This window comes from Halosimplex salinum, from assembly GCF_003730195.1.
Taxonomy (GTDB): domain Archaea; phylum Halobacteriota; class Halobacteria; order Halobacteriales; family Haloarculaceae; genus Halosimplex; species Halosimplex salinum.
Map to the genome: position 1 here is coordinate 94,814 of NZ_QWGG01000012.1, position 17,331 is coordinate 112,144.

Below are 17,331 nucleotides of genomic sequence, written 5' to 3' on the forward strand. Positions count from 1 at the left end.
CAAACATAAACAATCAGTCACTTGTCGAGGGGCCGGTCGCTGACCTCGTCCACCTGCCGGGGCAGTAGGCTTACCGTCGGGGCGGGCCCACTGACGGGTATGCGCGGACTCGAAGCCATCGACACCGTCGGCGTGGTCGGCGCCGGCACCATGGGAAGCGGGATCGCTCAGGTCGCCACGCAGTCGGGCTACGACGTCGTCCTCAGGGACGTGGAAGACCGCCTCGTCGAACAGGGGATCGAGACCCTCTCCAGCGGGATCGACCGCCTCGTCGGGAAGGGGGAGGTCACTGCGGAAGAGGCCGAAGCGATGCACGAGCGCGTCACCGGGACGACCGACCTCGCGGATCTGGCCGAGGCGGATCTGGTGGTCGAGGCGGTGGTAGAGGACATGGACGTGAAGGAGGCGGTGTTCGCCGACCTCGACGAGGTGACCGACGACGATGTCGTGCTGGCGACGAACACGAGCACCCTGTCGATCACGACCATCGCCAGCGCGACCGGACGCCCCGAGCGGGTCGTCGGCCTCCACTTCATGAATCCCGTCCCGGTGATGAACGGCGTCGAGGTCGTCGTCGGCGAGAAGACCGCACCGGCGGTGACGGACCTGGCCCACGAGTTCGCCGAGGCGCTCGGCAAGGAGACCTGGGAGGCCGACGACAAACCGGGGTTCGTGACCAACCGGATCCTGATGCCGTGGATCAACGAGGGGATCCGCGCCTTCGACGAGGGCGTTGCCGCGAAGGCGGACATCGACCGCGGGATGGAACTCGGGACGAACGTCCCGATGGGTCCGCTGGAACTGGCCGACCACATCGGACTCGACGTGTGTCTGCACGCCTCCGAGACGCTCCACGAGGAGCTCGGCGACCGCTACCAGCCCGCCTACCTCCTCAAGCGGAAGGTCGCGGCCGGTGATCTCGGAAAGAAGTCCGGTCAGGGGTTCTACGAGTACGACTGAGCGACCGACGCGAGCGGCGGAGTCCGGTAGAGCCTGAAACCGTCGGCTGCCCCTCCCCAACGCACTTGTCACCCGGGTGTGAGATGAGCAGTGATGACAGTCCGCCGCCCCGCCCTCCTCGCAGTGACGGCGCTCGCAGTCGTCGCTCTCTCGCTCACCGCGGTCGTCGCCGTCGCTCCAGCCGTCGGCGCGCCGCCGCCCGAAGAACTCTGTGGCGTCTGCGGCGACGGGTTCGAGGACGCCGCCGCCGAGGCCGGCGTCCTGCTGACGGTCGAACGCGGCACGGCGACCATCGCCGTCCGGGACGACGGGAGCGGCCACTGGACCGCTCGCGTCCGCGTTTCTGAAAGCGCCGCCGACCGGCTCGCCGCGAACGAGTCGCTTCGCGAGCGCGTCGTCCGCGAGAGCCTCGACCGCCGCACCGTCGTCGACGACCCGCGAAACCTGCGGACGAGCGTCGAGGACCGGACGCTCGTCGTGGACTTCGACGCCGCGGGGGTCGCACATCGCGGCGTGGGCGGCGTCGTCCTCGTCGACATGCTCGACTCGCGGACGCGGCGGGCCGCCCTCCGGGTCGACGCCGACGAACTCCGGATCCGCGGGCCGAACGGGACCGCGGTGACTCGCGCTCCGACGGGCGCCACCGTCGACGGTGCGGCGGCCGTCTGGCGATCCGACGAATCGAGCGGCGGAGTGAACTGGGGCGGCCACCTCGCGTTCGCCCCGTCCGACGGCCCGCTGGCCCAGAGCGCCACGACCGTCGCCATCGTCGGGGACGGACTCGCGCTCACCGATTCGACCGTCGTCTTCCTCGGTATCGTCCCGGCGTTCTTCCTCGGCGGCGTCCTCCTGGCACTCCGCCAGTGGGGCGACGAAGTACCCGGAGTCGACCCCGCGCTCGCGGCGAAGGGCATCGCCGGCGGCGGCGCCGTCGTCGCGCTCGGGGGTTCGCTCTCGCTCGCGCTCTCGGCGGGGTTCGATACCGCCGTGACGGAGACGGTGGTCGCTTTCAGCGCGCTGTACGCGCTCGTCGCCGCCTGCGCGCTGGCGCTGGACCGACCGGCACCGCGCGTCGCGCTCGGCTGGACGCTCGCCGCGGCGGCGCTGGTCGCCGCCCTCACCAGCGTCCGGTCGGTCGTCGCCTTCCAGACGGTACTGCTGTCGATTCCGGCCGCGCTCTGGTTCCCGCTCGGTCGCGCTCGCGGACTGGACCGTGCCCTCGGCCGGTTCGTCGCCGTGGCTGTGGTCGTCGCTCCCTTCGGCGCCGCAATCCTCTACTATCCCACCGGGTCGGCGCTGCTGGCGCTGCTGGGGTCGCTGATCACGACGATTCCGTGGGCCGCCGCGACCGTGCTCTTCGGCCTCCCGCTGTACCTGCTGGGTCGCGGACTCGGCGAGAGCGGCGAGCCGGCCGACGGCGCGGAGCGGACGAGTCGCGTGAGCGCCGATTGAACGGCCCTCTTCCACGAGCAGACTCGAACCGCGCGACGGAGCCTCGCCGCCGTCGGGAGCGCCGACCGAAAACTCGGAGAAACAGACCCGCTGTTTTCGAGTGGAGATCCGGCAGACAGCGGCGGGACTGAGCGGCCGTGATCTCCGGCTGAAACGTACCCTGGTAGCGGTCCACACCGCTACCCCGTGAACAAGAGACGAAGGCGACCGGGGACCGTAAGAACGTTTCGGAGTGTCGCCGGAGTCGCGAAGCGGTCGGCCGGTCAGTCGTTTACCACCGGTGGTGGACGTGCTCGGCGACGTGCTCCTCGTAGATGTCCCGGACGGCGCCGTGGGTCTGGTGGGAGAGCGGGTCGAGGTCCGCGGCGTCGTCGTTCTCGCTGACGTGGGCGGGCGTGGTGGAGCCGGGGATCACCGTCGAGACGGCGTCGTGGTCGAGGATCCAGCGGAGCGTGAACTGCGCCATCGTCGCGCCTTCGGGGACGAACGGCCGGAGTTCCTCGACGGCCTGCAGGCCCGCCTCGAAGGGGACGCCCGCGAACGTCTCGCCGCCCTTGCGGCCGACGCCGGCGTCGACGCCCTCCTCGGCGGCGGTGCGTCGGTGGTCGCCCTCGCCGAAGTCCTCGGGCGCCTCGAAGACGTCGGCGAGCAGGCCGGAGGCGAGCGGGACGCGGACGATGACGCCGACGTCCTCGTTTTTCGCTCGCTCGAAGAAGCGCTCGGCCGGACGCTGGCGGAACGGGTTGAAGATGATCTGGACCGTCTCGACCACGTCGTACTCGATGGCCTTCGTCGCCTCCTCGACCTTCTCGACGCTGACGCCCGCGTGTTCGATCATGCCCTCGTCGCGCAGGTCTTCGAGGACGTCGAAGGTCTCCGGTTCGTAGAACGCCGCGGTCTCGGGGCAGTGGAGCTGGACGAGGTCGAGCGAGTCGACGCCGAGACGGTCGAGCGACCCCTGAACGGAGGAGCGAAGCCCTTCCTCGGAGTGGCCGCCGTCGGCGTCCGGTGCTGCCTTCGTCGGGACGTAGATGCGCCGGTCGGGGTCGCGCTCCTCGAGCACGTCGTTGATGAGCCGCTCCGCGCGGCCGTCGCCGTACACCTCGGCGGTGTCGATCAGGTTGACCCCGTCGTCCAGCGCCGTGCGGATGGCCTCGCGACACTCCTCGTCGCTCGCGTCGCCCCAGCTGGGGCCGACGTTCCACGTGCCCAGGCCGATCTCCGTCACGTCGTACCCGGTCGAACCGAACTCTCGTGTGTCCATGTTCACCCGGTCGTCCGGCGGGGCGAAAAAGGTGGTCGAACCGGCCGAGGCTTCCGTCTCTCCGACCGACATCGGCGAGACGGGGCCGGTTCGGAGGCCGCCAAGGTGGACTGCGGGGCCAACCTATTTCGACGTGGATCGGGAAGGTCCGAGTATGCCAGACGACGATTCGGGTCAGTCCGCGGCCGACGGCGCCGACCCCGAAGACGCCTTCGCGCTCGTCGGCAACGAGACGCGGGCGGCGATCCTCCGCGCGCTCGGCGAGACGCCACACGAGGGCGTCTCCTTTTCCGACCTCCGGGAGCGGGTCGACCCCGATATCGACAGCGGGCAGTTCAACTACCACCTCTCGCAGCTGACCGGTCAGTTCGTCGACGACGACGACGAGGGGTACACGCTCAGGGCCGAGGGGCTCGCGCTCTACCGGCTGATCCGCGCCGGCACCGTCAACCGGCGCGCGTCGGTCGAGCCGTTCGAGGTCGGTCTCGACTGTTACTTCTGCGACGCTCCGGTCGAGGGCGAGTACGAGGACGGCACGTTCGAACTGCGCTGTCCCGACTGCGAGCATATGTACTCGCACGCCCAGTTCCCGCCCAGCACCGTCGAGACCGGGGACACTAGCGACCTCCTCGACCGCGTCGACCAGTACAACCGCCACAAGATGCTCGCGTACGCTCGCGACGTCTGTCCGATCTGCGTCAGTCCGCTCGACACGGAGTTCGTCCCCGGCGAGGACGTCTGGTCCGAGGGGAGCGAGCGCTTCGACGTGTTCGTCAGTACCGACTGCGAGCACTGCGGCGCCAGCCACTACATGTCCGTCGGCCTCGCGGTGCTGTACCACCCCGCAGTCGTCGCCTTCTTCCACGACCACGGGGTCGACGTGACGAGCGTCCCGCACTGGGAACTCGAGTGGGCGATGACCGACGAGTACCTCACCGTCCGCTCGACCGACCCGTGGGAAGTCGCCCTCTCTGTCCCCGCCGGCGACGAGACGCTGGAACTCGTCGTCGACGAGGAGCTGACCGTCGGCGCGCGCCGCTCGTGAGGTGAGCGGGAGTCAGTCGTCGCCGACGGGTTCCGCCCGGACCCGGCTCACGGTCCAGACGCCGGCAGCCATGAGCGCGCCGCCGAGGGCGAATCCCGGTCCGAGGCGTTCGTCGAGGAAGACGGCCCCGAGCGCGGCGCCGACGACCGGCTGGGCGAAAAAGAAGACGGCGACCGTCCCCGCGGAGACGTACTCCAGCCCGGTGTACCAGAGGTACCACGCGGCCGCCGTCGACGCCAGCCCGAGGTAGGCGACCGCGAGGAGGGTCGGACCGGACCCGAGGAGCATCGGGCCGTCCAGCGGAACGTCGCCGAGTCCGTAGCCGAGCGCGGCGAGTTCGACGACCGAGAGCGCGCCCAGCATCGGGACGGACGCGAGCGTCGAGTAGGTCGCGGCGGTCAGCGCGGAGTACCGGCGGACCAGCGGCGCGCCCCAGACGGTGAAGCCCGCCCAGGCGACGCTCGCGACGAGGAGAAGGGCGACGCCGAGGACGTTCCCGGCCGGGATCCCCCCGAGGTCGTACTGCCCGGCGAGGACGACGACCGTGCCGACGCCGGCGAGGGCGACGCCGACGGCTTTCGTCCGCGTCACGCGCTCGCCCAGCACCGCGGCGCCGAGCGCGACGGTGAACACCGGCGTCAACACGGTCAACAGCGACCCCTGGCTCGCGTTCGTGAGGTCGGTGCCGAGGAACTGCGTCGCGATAGTGAGGGTGACCCAGCCGCCGAGCGCGACGAACCCCGGCCAGTCCTCGCGAGCGACGCTCGACCCGCCGTCGGTCGCGGTCGACGCCCGCGCCTCCCCGACCCGGAGCACGGCTAGCAACGCAGCGCCGCCCAGCGCGACCCGGAGGAAACCCAGTGTGACGGGCGGGATCACGGAGAAGCCCCACTTGCTGACGACGTACATTCCGCCCCACAGCCCCGCGGCTGTCAGCGGCCCGAGCGCGAACGCGTACCGTCTGAGCGAGGTCACAGTTGAGAGGAACGGTGGAGCGTGAAAACCGGGTCGATCAGCCGCCGAGGTAGAGCTTCGACACCTCGTCGTCCTCCAGGAGCCCGTCCGCGGACCCCTCGAAGCGGACGGTCCCCTGGTCGAGGACGTACCCGCGGTCGGAGATGCCGAGCCCCTTCGTCGCGTTCTGCTCGACCATGAGGATGGCCGTGTCGAGTTCGTTGACTGCCTGCACGTGGCCGAACACGTCGTCGGCGGTGTTGGGCGCGAGGCCGGCGGAGGGCTCGTCGATCAGGAGCACGTCGGGCTCCATCACGAGCGCGCGTGCGAACGCGAGCACCTGCCGCTGCCCCCCGGAGAGCGTCCGGGCCTTCGCCGACCGCTTCTCGTCGAGCAGCTGGAATCGCTCGTAGAGCCGACCGATCGCCTCTTCGAGCCCCTCCTCGCGGGCGACGCCGCCCATCCGCAGGTTCTCGTCGATGGTGAGCGAGCCGAACACGTTGTCGGTCTGGGGGACGAAGCCGATCCCCTCGCGGACGATGTCCTCGGGCGCCATCCCGCCGATCTCGCGGCCGTGGTACAGGACGTTCCCCTCCCACGGCGTGAGCAGTCCGAACGCGGTCTTCAGTACCGTCGACTTGCCGGCGCCGTTCGGTCCGATGAGACAGACGATCTCGTTCTCGTCGAGGTGGAGCGAGAGGTCGTCGAGGACCTGCACCTCGCCGTAGCCGCCGTCGACGTCGGCCAGCTCGAGGACGTGGTCGCTCACGCGTCACCTCCCAGGTACGCCTCGATGACGCGGCTGTCCGTCTGCACCCGCTGGGGCGGTCCTTCCATGAGGACGCTCCCCTGGTCCAGTACCACGACCGGGTCGGCGAGTTTCATCACGAAGTCCATGTCGTGTTCGATGAGGAGACAGGTCGTCCCCTCGTCGTTGAGCCGCTGGATCTGGTCGGCGAGCTTGTTCCGGAGCGTCGGGTTGACGCCCGCGACGGGCTCGTCGAGCAGGAGTATCTCGGGCTCGGCCAGCATCGCCCGCGCGAGTTCGACCAGTTTCATCTGCCCGCCGGAGATGTCCGTCGCCGGCTGGGTCGCCAGGTGGTCGATCTCGAACTCCTCCAGAATCCGTTGGGCGTCCGCGAGGTTCCGTTTCTCGGCCTCGCCGACCGACCCCGGCGACGTGAGCAGGTTGACGAACGACTCGCCGGGCTGGTTGCGCGGCCCGACGAGCATCGCCTCGCGCACGGTCATCCCCTCCAGCTTCCGCGGCGTCTGGAAGGTCCGGATCAGGCCGTGGTCGGCGACCTCGTAGGGCTCCATCCCGGTCACGTCGACGCCGTTGACCTCGACGCGGCCGCCGTCGGGCTGGTAGAAGCCCGAGATGAGGTTGAATATCGTCGACTTGCCGGCGCCGTTGGGGCCGATGAGGCCGGTTATGGTCCCGCGCTCCACGTCGAAGGTGGCGTGGTCGGTCGCGACCAGGCCGCCGAACGTCTTCTGGAGGTCCTCGACGCGGAGGACGACGTTCTCCTTCGAGCGGTCGGCGGCGAACTCCTGGTCGACGGCTTCCTCGACGTCACTCATCGCCACCACCTGCCTTGACGTCGCGGACGCCGCTGTCCGGCCGCGACGGCGCCTTATCGACCGCCGTGGGCCAGATGAGTTCCCGCTGTGGCGGGAGCACGCCCTGCGGCCTGAACCGCATCAGCAGGACGATCAGCACGCCGATCATGAGGAACCGGAGCGGCGCCACGTCGACGGGGATCCACGCGAACTCGTTGAGGAAGCGCGTCCCCTCGCGGATGCTGACGATGACGACGCCGCCGAACAGCGCGCCGCGGTTCGACCCGCTCCCGCCGAGGATCACCGCGACCCAGACGTAGAACGTCGTGATCGGGTCAAGGTCCCCGGGGCTGACGAAGAGGTTCAGGTGCGCGTAGAACACGCCGGCCAGCGCCATCAGCAGGCTGCCCAGCACGAACGACTGCATCTTGAACGAGTACGTGTGCTTGCCGAGCGCCCGCGCGAGGTCCTCGTCCGACCGGATCGTCCGCAGGACGCGACCCCACGGCGAGCGGTGGACGCGGCGCAGCAGCGCGTAGCTCAGGCCGACGAACGCCAGGACGAGCGCGACGTTCAGGAGCGCCCGCCAGAACGACGTGCCGAGCAGCAGCGTCGACGACGGGATCACGAACTCGAGGCCGACGTCCACGACGGGGACGGTGAACGTCGTCCGCCAGCCCGGCGAGACGACGATCTCCAGTCCCGGCATCGACTCGGGGAACGTCGCCAGCACCGGCCACCCCTCGAAGAAGCTCGGGATGCCGCGGATACCGGCCGTCCCGTTCGTCCACTGGCCCTCGTTTTTCACGATGGTGCGGACGACCTCGGCGAGGCCGAGCGAGGCGATAGCGAGGTAGTCCGCGCGGAGGCGAAGCGTCGGGATACCGATCAGCAGGGCGAGGACGGCGGCGAGGACGAGCGCGACGACGAGGCCGATCAGCGGGTTGAACCCGCCGGCGAGCGGCGACCCCTCCGCGGTCATGAGCGCTGTCCCGTACGCGCCGACCCCGAAGAACGCGGCGACGCTGAAGTTGATCAGCCCGGTGAACCCCCACTGGGAGTTCAGGCCGAACGACAGCAGCGCGTACATGCCAGCGATGCCGACGAGATAGAGGAAGTACGTCGGCGCGAGCGCGCCGCTGAGCAGTCCGAACAGGAGCAACGCGGCGAAGCCGACGACGAACCACGTGACGCCGCGTTCGGCGCGCGTGAGGTCCGCCCAGTGGGCCCGCGCCCTCGTGACTGCGCTCATGTCAGACCGCCTCCCCGGCGATGCCCTGCGGCCTGAACAGCAGGACGATCACCATGATGACGAACGCGATTGCGCTGCCGTACTGGTTGCCGATGGGCAGCCCGAACGTGTCGGGCAGGTACGGCAGGACCGCGCCGAGCTGTGAGAGCAACGGCGTCAGCTCGTGGATCATCCCGATGAGGAACGCCCCGAGCATCGCGCCGTACACCGAGCCGATCCCGCCGAGGATGACGGCAGCGAAGATCAGGAGGAGGAGGTCGAAGCCCATCCGCGGCCGCAGCAGGTTGAACAGGCCGAGGAAGACGCCCCCCGAGCCGGCGAGTCCGGCGCCGATGACCCACGTCCAGAGCTTGATCCGGTCGGTCCGAATCCCGCTCACGCGCGCGAGGTCGGGGTTGTCCGCCATCGCGCGCATCTTCCGCCCGAGGTCGCTGTACTGGAGCAGGACGTGCAGTCCGGTGACGAGCACGGCGGCCGAGATCACGATCGCCACGTCGTGTTCGGTCACGCGGACGTCGTACGGGAGCAGCCACTCGATGGGGCGGAGCGCCTGGATGTCGTAGCGGACGGCGTCGGCGCCGAACCACATCTGGACCACTGCGCGGTAGATAAAGGCGATCCCGATCGAGGTGATCAGCATACCGATCGAATCGAGGTCCATCCCCTCGTAGACGACCTTCTCCGTGATCACGGCGACGAGCGCGGCCACGGCGATGCCCGCCAGCAGCGCGACGAAAAAGCCCAGTGGGAGCCCGAGGACGGCCCCGCCCAGTCCGCCGATGGCTCCGAACGTGACGAACGACGAGTAGGCGCCGACGGTCATCGTGTCCCCGTGGGCGAAGTTGGCGAAGTCGGCGATGCTGTACACCAGGGAGAGGCCGATGCTCCCGAGGATGATGATGCTACTGAATATCAGCCCGCTCGCGATGTGATCGAGGAGGACCATCGGTCCTCAGGACTCGATGAAGCCGGTCCCGACGTAGTCGTGGTCCTGGACCGTCTGGATCTGCAGGAACCCGACGGGGTCGCCGTTCTCGTCGAAGTCGATCGGACCGCTCACGCCCTGGTAGTCGAGGTCGTCCACGCCGCCGTCCTCGAGGATCGCGCTCGCGGCCTCGAACGTCTCGGCCTTCTCGCCTTCGGGACGGGTCACTTCGCGGACGGTCTCCTGGAGCGCCGCGCCGGTGAACTCGTCGGCCGCCTGGATCGACAGCGCGGCGGTGATAACGCAGTCGTAGGCGTAGGCCGACCACGAGGTCGGCGACTCGTCGTAGGCCTCCTCGAACCGCGCCGCGAAGTCCTGGTAGTTGTCTTCCTCGACCGGCGCCGAGGGCACGACGATCTTCATCCCTTCCATGCTCCCCTCGGGCGTGTTCTCGAGCACGTCGTCGCCCGAGACGGAGTCGGCGCCGTACAGCGGCGCGTCGTAGCCGCTGGAGAAGATCTCGTTGACCATCGTCGCGAACTCCGCCTGGTAGGTGACGAACAGCCACGCGTCCGCGTCGGAGCTGTTCATCTCCGAGACGACCCCGGAGTAGGACTGCTGGTCCTGGTCGTGGGCCTGGTTGTACGCGACGTCGCCGTCCCAGGCCTCGACGAAGGCGTCGGCGAGGCTCTGTCCGTAGTTGTTGTTGACGTAGGTGACCGCGACCGAGTCGTGGCCGTCGTCGGCGATGATGTCCGCGAGCGCGACCGACTGCGTGCGGCCCGTCGGGGACATTCGGAGCAGCCCGGGGAAGTCGGTCAGCCCCAGCCCCGTGGAGTTCTGGCTCAGCTGGACGACGTCGGTGTCCTGGATGACGCTCTCGTAGATCGCGAGCGAGACGCCGGACCCGACCGAGCCGATGAGGAACGGCACCCCGTCCTGGTTGACGAGTTTCTGTGCCGCCGAGACGCCGCCCTGGCTCTCGGACTCGGAGTCCTCGACGATGATGTCGAGCTCGCGGCCGTCGATCCCGACCTCGTTCACCGTCTCCAGGGCCAGTTCCGCCCCGCGCTGGTTGCGCTCGCCGAACGCCGACAGCGAGCCCGTCAGGGAGTCGACCATCCCGATCTCGTAGGATCCGCCGTTCCCGCCGTCGCCCGACGGCGTCTCCGTCGGCGTGTCGGTGTCGCCGCCGCTCCCGTCGCCGCCGTTCCCGTCGCCGCCGTCGCCGTCTCCGCCGTCACTGTCGCCGTCGCCGCCGTCGCCGCCGTCACTGTCGTCCGTGGTGTTGACACAGCCCGCCAGCCCGGCCAGTCCGACCCCACCCGTCAGCTTCAGGAGCGTTCGTCGGTCGATGTCGTCCGTGGTATCTCGTGACATACGTTCTATAAACTAACGGCACGAGCGGGGTTAAGCCCAACCCTCCCATGGTCGGGCCGAATCCGTTCGGTCGAGAGTATCGGAAATCTCACCGTCAGGATCGGCTGAGGCGTATTTATCTCACGCGGCCGAGCGGCGAAACGTTTGGTCGGGTGGTTACTTAGGGAGGTGTCGGACCGAGTGTCGGCAATGATTCCGCCGATCGCCAGCAACTTTGTCGCCGGTGAGACGCCGGAGACGGCGCTGGCACACGTCGAGGAACTGAACGAGAACGGGGTGGCCGCCATCGTGAACCTCCTCGGGGAACACTACGAGGAACGCGCGCCCGCGGACGCGGACGCGAACGAGTACGTCGAACTCGCCGACCTGATCGCCGAGCGCGGCGCCGACGCCTGCATCTCGGTCAAACCGAGCCAGATCGGGCTGGAAGTCGGCGCGACGGCGTTCGAGGAGAACCTCGCGCGGATCGTCGACGCCGCCGACTGCTTCGTCTGGGTCGACATGGAGGACCACGAGACGACCGACGTGACGCTGGACGCCGTCGAGCGCCACACCGTCGAGACCGACGGGCAGGTCGGCGTCTGCGTCCAGGCGAACCTCAAGCGCACGCGCGAGGACCTCGAACGCCTGGCCGACCTGCCGGGGAAGGTCCGGCTGGTCAAGGGCGCCTACGACGAACCCGCCGAGATCGCCTACAAGAAGAAGGCTCGCGTCGACGAGTCCTACCGCGACCTCCTGGAGTTCATGTTCCGCGAGTTCGACGACGGGGTGGCCGTCGGGAGTCACGACCCGGCGATGATCGACCTCGCGCGGGACCTCCACGAGGAGTACGGGACCGCCTACGAGGTGCAGATGCTGATGGGCGTCCGCGAGACGGAGCAGTACGCCCTCGCCGACGAGGTCGACGTCTACCAGTACATCCCCTACGGGAGCAAGTGGTTCTCCTACTTCTACCGGCGCGTCAGGGAGCAGAAATCGAACGCGCTGTTCGCACTCAGGGCCGTCGTCGGGCGGTAGAACTGGCGGGGATCGGCGGTCGTCGCGGTCCGTGACTTACGGGTCGAGCAGTTTGGATTCGGCCTTCCGCAGGTGTTCGAGCAGCGTCGTCTTCGAGACGTCGAGGTCGGCGGCCAGTTCCCGCGTAGAAGTGCCGCGGGGCCAGTCGTAGTAGCCCACCTCGCGCGCGTGTTCGAAGACTTCCCGTTGCGTGGTAGTGAGCGTGTCGAGGCGCCGGTCGCGCGCCGACCCGCCCGGCCCCTCGCTGGTCGTGATCGAGTCGACGGTCACCTCGGCGCCGGCCTGCTCGCGGACGCCGTCGAGGGCGTCCTCGATCCCCGAGCGGTCCTCGGCGAAACACACTTCCCACTGTTCGCTGCCGTCCTCGATCCGGACGGGCGCGCTGTGGACGAAGCCGTGTTCGAGCAGGGTCGGACACACCATGTCGTCGGGGTCGTACTCGAGGAAGAACTCGCGGACGACCTCGCCCGGCGCGTTCCGCCCGCGACCGAACCGCTCCTGGAGTTCGAGTACTTCACCGGAGCGGTCCGAGGCGCGGATCGTATCGAGCAGTTCCTCGACTGCGCCCTCGTCGGGGCCGAATGCCGTGAACAGGCCGTTGACCGACGCGGGTCGGTCGGCCACCGTCTGGGGCGAGTTGTAGATGGCGTGTGCGAGCACGCCGCCGGCCGTCTGTTCGGTCGCCTCGATGGCCCAGCAGTTCGGATGCCACAGGTCCAGCGTCAGCCGCGTCCCTGATATCTCGTCGGCGATACTCATGCGTGGTATAGACCTCCTCGGGGCCTTTACGTGCCAGATACTATATAAGGGGGCCGCCCATGGTCGGGTGCGCCGACGAATCGGCCGAATTCGGACCGTTCGGAGCCCGAGAGTTCGTCCCGTCCATGGTCGGGTGGGACGTTTCACCGCCTGCAGGCGTCGAGCGATCCATGGTAGAGACACACCGGCAGTACATCGACGGCGAGTGGGTCACCGGCGACGGGACGGAGACGTTCACGAGCGAGAGCCCCGCGACGGGCGAGACGCTGGGCGAGTTTCACCGGGGGACGCCCGCCGACGTCGAGCGCGCGGTCGACGCCGCGAGCGCGGCCTTCGAGGAGTGGCGCGAACTCTCCCGGATCGAGCGCGCCGAGTACCTCTGGGACGTGTACCACGCGCTCAAGGAGTCCGTCGATGAGCTCGGCGCGACCGTCTCCCGCGAGTGCGGCAAGGAGATAAGCGAGGGCCGCGCGGACGTGGTCGAGGCCGCTCACATGGTCGAGTGGGCCGCCGGCGACGCCCGCCACCCCAAAGGCGACATCGTGCCCTCCGAGATCGCCAGCAAGGACGCCTACATGCGGCGGAAACCCCGCGGCGTCACCGGCTGTATCACGCCGTGGAACTTCCCGGTCGCCATCCCCTACTGGCACATGGCGGTCGCGCTCGTCGAGGGCAACACCGTCGTGTTCAAACCCGCCGAGCAGACGCCGCTGTGTGCGAACGTCGTCGCGGAACTGTTCGCCGAAGCGGGACTCCCGGACGGCGTGTTCAACATGGTCCAGGGCTTCGGCGACGCCGGCGAGGCCATCGTCGACTCCGACGACGTGGACACCGTCCTCTTCACGGGCTCCGCGGAGGTCGGCCACCAGATCGGGCAGGCCGTCGCCGCCGACCCCGGTAAGCGCGCCGCCTGCGAGATGGGCGGAAAGAACGCCGTCGTCGTCACCGAGCAGGCCGACCTCGACGTCGCCGTCCACTCGGCCGTGATGTCCTCGTTCAAGACGACCGGCCAGCGCTGCGTCTCCAGCGAGCGCATCATCGTCCACACTGACGTGTACGACGAGTTCAAGGAGCGCTACGTCGCGGCCGCCGAGCGCGTGGCCGTCGGCGACCCGCTGGACGAGGACACCTTCATGGGCCCGCTGATCGAGGCCGAGCACCGCGAGAAGGTCGCGGAGTACAACGACCTCGCCCGCGAGGAGGGCGTCGACGTGCTCGTCGACCGCGCCGACCTCGACGCCGAGGAGATCCCGGAGGGGCACGAGGACGGCCACTGGATCGGTCCGTTCGTCTACGAGGCCGATCCCGACGCCGACCTGCGCTGCACCCACGAGGAAGTGTTCGGTCCCCACGTCGCGCTCCTGGAGTACGACGGCGACATCGAGCGGGCGGTCGAGATCCACAACGACACCGACTACGGCCTCGCCGGCGCGATCATCTCCGAGGACTACCGGCAGATCAACTACTACCGCGACCACGCGGAGATCGGGCTCGCCTACGGCAACCTCCCGTGTATCGGCGCGGAGGTCCAGCTCCCGTTCGGCGGCGTCAAGAAGTCCGGGAACGGCTACCCGAGCGCCCGCGAGGTCATCGAGGCCGTCACCGACCGCAGCGCGTGGACGCTGAACAACTCGAAGGACATCGAGATGGCCCAGGGCCTCTCTGCGGACCTCTCCACCGACGACTGAGCGACGCGTCGCTCTCCAGACCGCCCCGTTTCTGCCGAACTATCAAGGTCCGAGCGCCTGTAGTGTGGGTATGGATTTCGCCCTCACGCAGGAGCAGCGCCAGATCCGCGACATGGTCGCGGAGTTCGTCGACGAGGAAGTCGTCCCGCGGGCCGCAGAGATCGACGAGACCGACGAGTTCCCCGACGACCTGGTCGACGCGATGGCCGATCTGGGGCTGATGGGCATGCCGATCCCCGAGGAGTACGGCGGCGCCGGCCTCGACTACCACGCCTACCCCGAGGCGCTCGTCGAAATCTCGCGGGGCAGCGGCGGGCTCGGAACGATCGTCGCCGCCCACATCTCGCTGGCCTGCAACATGGTCTACGAGTTCGGCGACGAGGACCAGCGCGAGACGTACCTCACCCCGATGGCCGAGGGCCGGGAGATCGGCGCCTTCGCCCTCTCCGAACCGGGAGCCGGGAGCGACGTGCCCGCCATGGAGACGACCGCGGAGCGGTCGGGCGACACGTACACCATCGACGGTGGGAAACTCTGGATCTCGAACGGCTCCGTCGCCGACACCGTCGTCGTCTTCGCCAAGACAGACCCCGACGCCGGCGGCAAAGGCATCTCGTCGTTCGTCGTCCGCCCCGACGAGGACGAGGGGTTCCACGTCGAGGGGACCGAGCACAAACTCGGCGACAAGGGCTGTCCCACGGCCGAACTGCGCTTCGACGAGATGGAGATTCCGGCGGACCGCCGTCTGGGGGAGGAAGGCGGGGGCTTCGTCCACGCGCTCAAGACGCTCAACGGCGGCCGGATCACCATCGCCGCCCGTTCGATCGGACTCGCACAGGCCGCGCTCGACGACGCGCTCGAGTACGCCCAGGACCGCGAGCAGTTCGACCAGCCCATCAGCGAGTTCCAGGCGATCCAGCACAAACTCGCGGACATGGACACGAAGATCAACGCGGCTCGCTACCTGATGCACGCCGCCGCGGACAAGAAGATGCGCGGGGAGCGCTACGTCAAGGAGGCCGCACAGGCGAAGCTCTACGCCTCCGAGATCGCCCGCGAAGTCACGAACGAGGCCATCCAGATCCACGGCGGGTACGGCTACACCAAGGACTTCGCCGTCGAGCGGTACTACCGGGACGCGAAACTCAACGAGATCTACGAAGGCACCAGCGAAGTGCTCCGGAACACCATCGCCGACCAGTTGTTCGACTGAGCGGCGTTCGACCGTCAGATCGGCGCTGAGAGCGAGCGCCGACGGCACACCCGCGGCTCGGCGGTCGGGTCAGAGGGAGGCGCGCAACGCCCGACAGCGGACGTCCGCTCTCGTGGCGGGCGTTTCAGAGGGGTCAGACCTCCCACCGGTGCTACCGTAGAGAGCGACTATAACCTCCGTATTTAGGAAGATCGCTACAGGCGTCTCGGGGAACAGGAGGGAGGGGAGTCCCGTACGGGCCGCGTGTCGGCCCGCTCGTGACACTGTATCGAACGGTAGATGTCTCATACCCTCGAGGATCGACTTCATTCGCCGTTTTCAGGGTGAAAGAGCGCCGACAGTGCGGTCTCGGGTTTAACCGGGTCGACGGTACGCGAGCGGGCGTGTGCGTCGAATCAGAACGGTTCCGCCCGGTCGACTCCGCTCGGTCGATTCCGTCGATCGCCTCCGCTCGGTCGCCGACCAGTGGGGCGGTTCGGGTTCGAAACGACCGCTCGAGACCGACTCCCGGAGCGTGAGAACGCGACACGACGCCGAAATCGGCTGATCTGCGTTCGACGGACGGTGTTCCAGAGAAGAGGGTCGATACTGCCGGGAGGCGGCCGGTAACTCTGCCAATAACGAAACGTCCGCTGTGGGACTGTCCGGTGGAGAGGCTTCACAACATGGACAGTTCGAACGGCGGCGTGGGTGGCGAATCGACCGGACTCGACCGCAGAAGCGTGCTGAAGCTGGTCGGGGCCGGTGCAGTCGGGATCACGGCGACGACCGGGACTGCCAGCGCGTGGCAGTTCCAGTTCTACGGGTGTAGCCAGGTGTGTTCCGACAGCAGGAACAGCAGAGCCGTCGTGGCGGTCGACGGCGGATACGAGTGTCGGGAGATGAAAGAGTACAACTCGGACAGACAGAACCAGGACTGGGCGTGGGCGTCCGCCTGTTACGAGGTCTCCGGCGACGAATCGGTCGTCGGGATCGTCGAGACCTGCAACCGGGAGGAACCCGAGTTCTGCGAGAACCCGAACAACTGCGCGTCGAATCACTACGGAACGGTCGACGAGGTGGTCGCGGAACTGAACGAGATCGGATGCTGTAAGCGAGACATCGTTCCGGGCAGTTGCGACGTGTCCGGGACCGGCAACGGCGGAAACGACGACGAAAATAGCGGCGACGAGAACGCAGACGGAGACGAAGACAGCAACGGCGACGAGAACGGCAACAAAGGCGGGAACGGCGACGAGAACGGCAACAAAGGCGGGAACGGCGACGAGAACGGCAACAAAGGCGGGAACGGTGACGAGAACGGCAACAAAGGCGGGAACGGTGACGAGAACGGCAACAAAGGCGGGAAATAGGGCGACTCGAAACGTCTCGGCCGGTCGGACGGGCGGGGATATCGCTGTCGTGCGGGGGGCTATCGGTCGGCAGTCGGGGTGGCGCGACTGTCGGCAGTAGCCAGTGGGTCCGACGGGGGAGAACGGTTACTCGTCCGCGGTGGGGACCGGACCGGTCCCGACGACCTCGCGAACGGCGTCGGTGAACTCGTGACGGCTCTCGAAGTACGGCACGTCGACGTCGGCCATCGCGTCGGCCAGTTGCTGGGGGCCGTCAGGGGTTCGGATCGTGACGTCGCCCTCGCGCTCGACGATGTCGCTGTGGGCCATCCCCCAGTTCAGTCGCGAGGCGACGCGCGCGAGGGGCGCGCCCTCGACCGGTTCGCCCTCGCCGAGTTCGACCGCGGGTGCCTCCTCTTCCTCGGACTCGTCGTCAGCCATAGGCACACGTTCTGCTGGCCGGCGATTAGTGCTTTCGCTTCCAGACCGGCGAGCGATGCGGACGCACCGAGCGCGGAGACAGCCCGG

At 68.4% G+C, this 17,331-nt stretch carries 16 protein-coding genes; 7 read left to right on the forward strand and 9 right to left on the reverse strand.

Translation table 11 applies throughout. The features are described 5' to 3' along the window. Positions 1 to 99: 99 nt before the first annotated feature. The gene (locus tag D1409_RS21675) at positions 100 to 960 is read left to right on the forward strand and encodes a 3-hydroxyacyl-CoA dehydrogenase family protein (protein ID WP_123539056.1); all 861 of its coding nucleotides are present in this window, start codon (positions 100 to 102) and stop codon (positions 958 to 960) included. 93 nt (positions 961 to 1,053) lie between these two features. Beyond that, positions 1,054 to 2,412 carry a hypothetical protein gene (locus D1409_RS21680; RefSeq protein WP_164471843.1) on the forward strand — a complete coding sequence of 453 codons (1,359 nt, stop codon included), beginning with the start codon at positions 1,054 to 1,056 and terminating at the stop codon, positions 2,410 to 2,412. Positions 2,413 to 2,683: 271 nt separating this feature from the next. Here the strand turns inward: D1409_RS21680 and D1409_RS21685 are convergent, their stop codons facing one another. Further along, the gene (locus D1409_RS21685; protein ID WP_123539095.1) at positions 2,684 to 3,676 is read right to left on the reverse strand and encodes an aldo/keto reductase; all 993 of its coding nucleotides are present in this window, start codon (positions 3,674 to 3,676) and stop codon (positions 2,684 to 2,686) included. A gap of 154 nt (positions 3,677 to 3,830) precedes the next feature. Between D1409_RS21685 and D1409_RS21690 the strand changes: the two genes are divergently transcribed. Then, positions 3,831 to 4,721 (forward strand): winged helix-turn-helix domain-containing protein, encoded by an 891-nt coding sequence (locus tag D1409_RS21690; protein ID WP_164471844.1) that lies wholly within the window; start codon positions 3,831 to 3,833, stop codon positions 4,719 to 4,721. A gap of 12 nt (positions 4,722 to 4,733) precedes the next feature. Here D1409_RS21690 and D1409_RS21695 read toward each other — a convergent pair whose 3' ends face one another. The 6 genes from D1409_RS21695 to D1409_RS21720 form a co-directional block, all read right to left on the reverse strand. Beyond that, positions 4,734 to 5,630, reverse strand: coding sequence for a DMT family transporter (locus tag D1409_RS21695; RefSeq protein WP_123539097.1), 897 nt, complete (start codon positions 5,628 to 5,630; stop codon positions 4,734 to 4,736). Between the two features lie 103 nt (positions 5,631 to 5,733). Then, on the reverse strand, positions 5,734 to 6,444 hold the full coding sequence (locus D1409_RS21700; RefSeq protein WP_123539058.1) for an ABC transporter ATP-binding protein: 711 nt from the start codon (positions 6,442 to 6,444) through the stop codon (positions 5,734 to 5,736). Further along, complete coding sequence (locus D1409_RS21705; protein ID WP_123539059.1) at positions 6,441 to 7,259, reverse strand: ABC transporter ATP-binding protein; 819 nt, start codon at positions 7,257 to 7,259, stop codon at positions 6,441 to 6,443. The genes D1409_RS21700 and D1409_RS21705 overlap by 4 nt, the downstream gene beginning before the upstream one ends. Continuing rightward, positions 7,252 to 8,490 (reverse strand): branched-chain amino acid ABC transporter permease, encoded by a 1,239-nt coding sequence (locus D1409_RS21710; RefSeq protein WP_123539060.1) that lies wholly within the window; start codon positions 8,488 to 8,490, stop codon positions 7,252 to 7,254. The genes D1409_RS21705 and D1409_RS21710 overlap by 8 nt, the downstream gene beginning before the upstream one ends. A 1-nt stretch (position 8,491) precedes the next feature. Beyond that, positions 8,492 to 9,436 carry a branched-chain amino acid ABC transporter permease gene (locus tag D1409_RS21715; RefSeq protein ID WP_123539061.1) on the reverse strand — a complete coding sequence of 315 codons (945 nt, stop codon included), beginning with the start codon at positions 9,434 to 9,436 and terminating at the stop codon, positions 8,492 to 8,494. A 6-nt stretch (positions 9,437 to 9,442) separates the two neighbouring features. Further along, a complete protein-coding gene (locus tag D1409_RS21720) occupies positions 9,443 to 10,795 on the reverse strand; it encodes an ABC transporter substrate-binding protein (protein WP_123539062.1) in 1,353 nt (450 codons plus the stop codon). A gap of 189 nt (positions 10,796 to 10,984) precedes the next feature. On the opposite strand from D1409_RS21720, the gene D1409_RS21725 reads away from it, so the two are divergent. Beyond that, entirely contained in the window at positions 10,985 to 11,812 is an 828-nt protein-coding gene (locus D1409_RS21725) for a proline dehydrogenase family protein (RefSeq protein ID WP_123539063.1), read from the forward strand. Positions 11,813 to 11,848: 36 nt separating this feature from the next. On the opposite strand, the gene D1409_RS21730 is transcribed toward D1409_RS21725, so the two are convergent. Further along, positions 11,849 to 12,571, reverse strand: a complete 723-nt coding sequence (locus D1409_RS21730; protein ID WP_123539064.1) for a helix-turn-helix domain-containing protein — start codon at positions 12,569 to 12,571, stop codon at positions 11,849 to 11,851. Between the two features lie 170 nt (positions 12,572 to 12,741). Here D1409_RS21730 and D1409_RS21735 point away from each other — a divergent pair, with 170 nt between their 5' ends. From D1409_RS21735 to D1409_RS21745, 3 genes are all read left to right on the forward strand, one after another. After that, positions 12,742 to 14,259, forward strand: a complete 1,518-nt coding sequence (locus tag D1409_RS21735; RefSeq protein WP_123539098.1) for an aldehyde dehydrogenase family protein — start codon at positions 12,742 to 12,744, stop codon at positions 14,257 to 14,259. 70 nt (positions 14,260 to 14,329) lie between these two features. Then, the gene (locus tag D1409_RS21740) at positions 14,330 to 15,472 is read left to right on the forward strand and encodes an acyl-CoA dehydrogenase (RefSeq protein WP_123539065.1); all 1,143 of its coding nucleotides are present in this window, start codon (positions 14,330 to 14,332) and stop codon (positions 15,470 to 15,472) included. Positions 15,473 to 16,137: 665 nt separating this feature from the next. Further along, entirely contained in the window at positions 16,138 to 16,824 is a 687-nt protein-coding gene (locus D1409_RS21745) for a hypothetical protein (protein ID WP_123539066.1), read from the forward strand. 126 nt (positions 16,825 to 16,950) lie between these two features. Here D1409_RS21745 and D1409_RS21750 read toward each other — a convergent pair whose 3' ends face one another. Then, complete coding sequence (locus D1409_RS21750) at positions 16,951 to 17,244, reverse strand: DUF5789 family protein (protein ID WP_123539067.1); 294 nt, start codon at positions 17,242 to 17,244, stop codon at positions 16,951 to 16,953. Positions 17,245 to 17,331: the final 87 nt, after the last annotated feature.